Raw genomic sequence first — 2,311 nt, forward strand, 5'->3', positions numbered from 1 at the left:
GTATCCATCCGATAAACCCCATATTTCCTGGCCGGTGATTACTTCGTAAAGTTGCATTATGAAAAAGATCAGCAACGATGAGTATTATGACCTGGTCAGCAGATGGCAGGTTTCAGGAAAGAGCAAAGCTTCATTTGCAGAGGAAGAAGGTATCTCAAGGACGGCATTTTATTATTGGTGCAGGAAGTTTGACATGAAACAGCCTTCACTGAACGGTCAATCCTCTTTTTCACTGGTGTTTCCAAATCCCGGTCTTCAAAAAGATCCTGTCATCAGGATCAATTATCCATCTGGTATAAGTATTGAGTTCTTCGGAAAGGTAGACAGTGATACTGTCAAAAAGCTTCTCTGATGCTTGCCCTGTCAAGTTCGGCCAGGTATTTCATGTACAAAGAACCTACCGACATGCGCTTTGGCATCAACTCACTGTCAGGCCTTGTCCGGAACAAGCTTGGCTTTGATCCCATGAACGGGGATGTTTTTGTCTTTATCGGCAAGCGTTCCGACCAGATCCGTATGCTTCAATGGGACAGGGACGGTTTTGCCATGTATGTCAAAAAGCTCGAGAGGGGCACTTTTGAACGTCCTGTGCTTGCCGGTAACGGGATTACAAGCAGTCAGCTGAGCATGCTCTTACAGGGGGTAAGGCTTGAATCGGTGAGTTACAGAGACCGCTACACGCCTCCGAAAAGAGTGTGAAAAAAGATGCGGTTTTTGGTATAAAAACAGCCTCAAAACCTATTTAAACCTACTTTTTGTACTATCTTTATGTCATGGAAAACGGGGAAAAAGACTACAAAAAACTGTACGAAGAAGCCCTGTTGACCTTATCGGAGAAAGAAGAGATAATCTCGGATCAGCAGTTCGAACTCGATAAACTCCGCAGACATCTTTTTGGATTCAGGAGTGAGAAACGTACGAACAATGTAGGGAATGACCAGTTGGGGCTTTTTGAACTTGGCACCACAAAATCAGTACAGGAAGAACTTTCCGGATCAATGACTGTGGCTGAAAAGCCCACTCCAAAGAAAAGAGCCAAAGGTACGGGACGTATGAGCCTTCCCGAAGAACTCAGAAGGGAAGAAGTGGTGATCGAACCATCAGAATCCACCGAAGGCTGCACAAGGATCGGCGAAGAAGTCACAGAAGTTCTTGAAGTTGTGCCTGCATCGTTCTTTGTAAAGCAGTATATCCGCCCAAAGTATGCAAGACCGAACGGTGAAGGCATCATTATCGGGACGCTTCCTGACAGGGTGATAGAAAAAGGCATTCCCTCCGAATCGGTAATTGCCCAGATGACCGTCGATAAATATGTTTATGGGATGCCTCTCCACAGACAGATCGACAAGTACACCAAGATGGGGCTACGGATTCCCGCCTCAAGTGCGTCGGATTGGATCATGAAAGGCTGGGAACATCTCAGACCGCTCTGGGAGCTGCTCCGGCTGATCGTGGTCAGCCAAAAATATCTTCAGGTCGATGAAACACCGATAAAGGTTCTGGACAGGGACCATAAAAACGGTATCCACCAGGGTTACATGTGGCTTTACCATGCCCCTGTGGACAGGCTTGTGCTGTTCGATTACAGAAAAGGAAGGGATCAGTCAGGTCCCAAAGAAATGTTGGCAGACTTTAGGGGCATCATCCAGACGGATGGTTATACAGTCTATGATTCCCTCTTTGGAAGCCATCCGGATATCCATCTGACTTTCTGTATGGCGCACGCCAGACGGAAGTTTGTGGATGCCGTAAAGGATGATGAAGAACATGCCAACTACGTGCTTGACGAAATCGGAAAGCTCTACCTTCTGGAAGCAAAGATGCGGGATGAAGGAATAGATTGGCAGCAGCGGACAGCGTTGAGAAAGGAACATGCGGAACCTGTTCTGGAAAATCTCGGAAGATGGCTGGAAGAAAAACAGTACAGCTACAGGCCCAAAAGCCCGATGGGTCAGGCCATAGCATATGCCAACAAAAGATGGGCAGGACTGAGCGCTTACGTACTGCACGGACAGATGGAAATCGATAACAACCTTGTGGAAAATGCAGTAAGACCGCTGGCAGTAGGCAGAAAAGCATATCTGTTTGCCGGATCACATCAGGCAGCAGAAATGACGGCTGCCATGTACTCCTTCATGGCAAGCTGCAAAAAGAATAAAATCAACGAGTTTGATTGGCTCAAGGATGTCTTCGAAAGAATACAATCCCATAAGCAAAAAGATCTTTATCAACTACTGCCATCAAACTGGGAAGAATACCGACCTAAATAAAATTCCGGATTATAACCCGACGGGTTTTGTCGGATGGATAC

At 46.5% G+C, this 2,311-nt stretch carries 3 protein-coding genes; all 3 read left to right on the plus strand.

Annotated elements, in window-relative coordinates; translation table 11 throughout:
- The first annotated feature begins 58 nt into the window (after window positions 1–58).
- Genes tnpA through tnpC form a run of 3 tightly spaced genes read left to right on the plus strand, consistent with a single transcriptional unit; the run spans window position 59 to window position 2,270 of the window.
- Window positions 59–352: an IS66 family insertion sequence element accessory protein TnpA gene (gene tnpA / locus MMU07_RS21620; protein WP_241128696.1), complete on the plus strand. Its 294-nt coding sequence runs from the start codon at window positions 59–61 to the stop codon at window positions 350–352.
- Window positions 352–699 carry an IS66 family insertion sequence element accessory protein TnpB gene (gene tnpB / locus MMU07_RS21625; protein ID WP_241128697.1) on the plus strand — a complete coding sequence of 116 codons (348 nt, stop codon included), beginning with the start codon at window positions 352–354 and terminating at the stop codon, window positions 697–699. Before tnpA ends, tnpB begins: the two co-directional genes overlap by 1 nt.
- A gap of 56 nt (window positions 700–755) precedes the next feature.
- Window positions 756–2,270: an IS66 family transposase gene (gene tnpC, locus MMU07_RS21630; RefSeq protein ID WP_241128698.1), complete on the plus strand. Its 1,515-nt coding sequence runs from the start codon at window positions 756–758 to the stop codon at window positions 2,268–2,270.
- The last annotated feature ends 41 nt before the right edge of the window (window positions 2,271–2,311 follow it).

Origin of the sequence: Cognataquiflexum nitidum (genome assembly GCF_022538055.1) — a bacterium.
GTDB lineage: Bacteria > Bacteroidota > Bacteroidia > Cytophagales > Cyclobacteriaceae > Cognataquiflexum > Cognataquiflexum nitidum.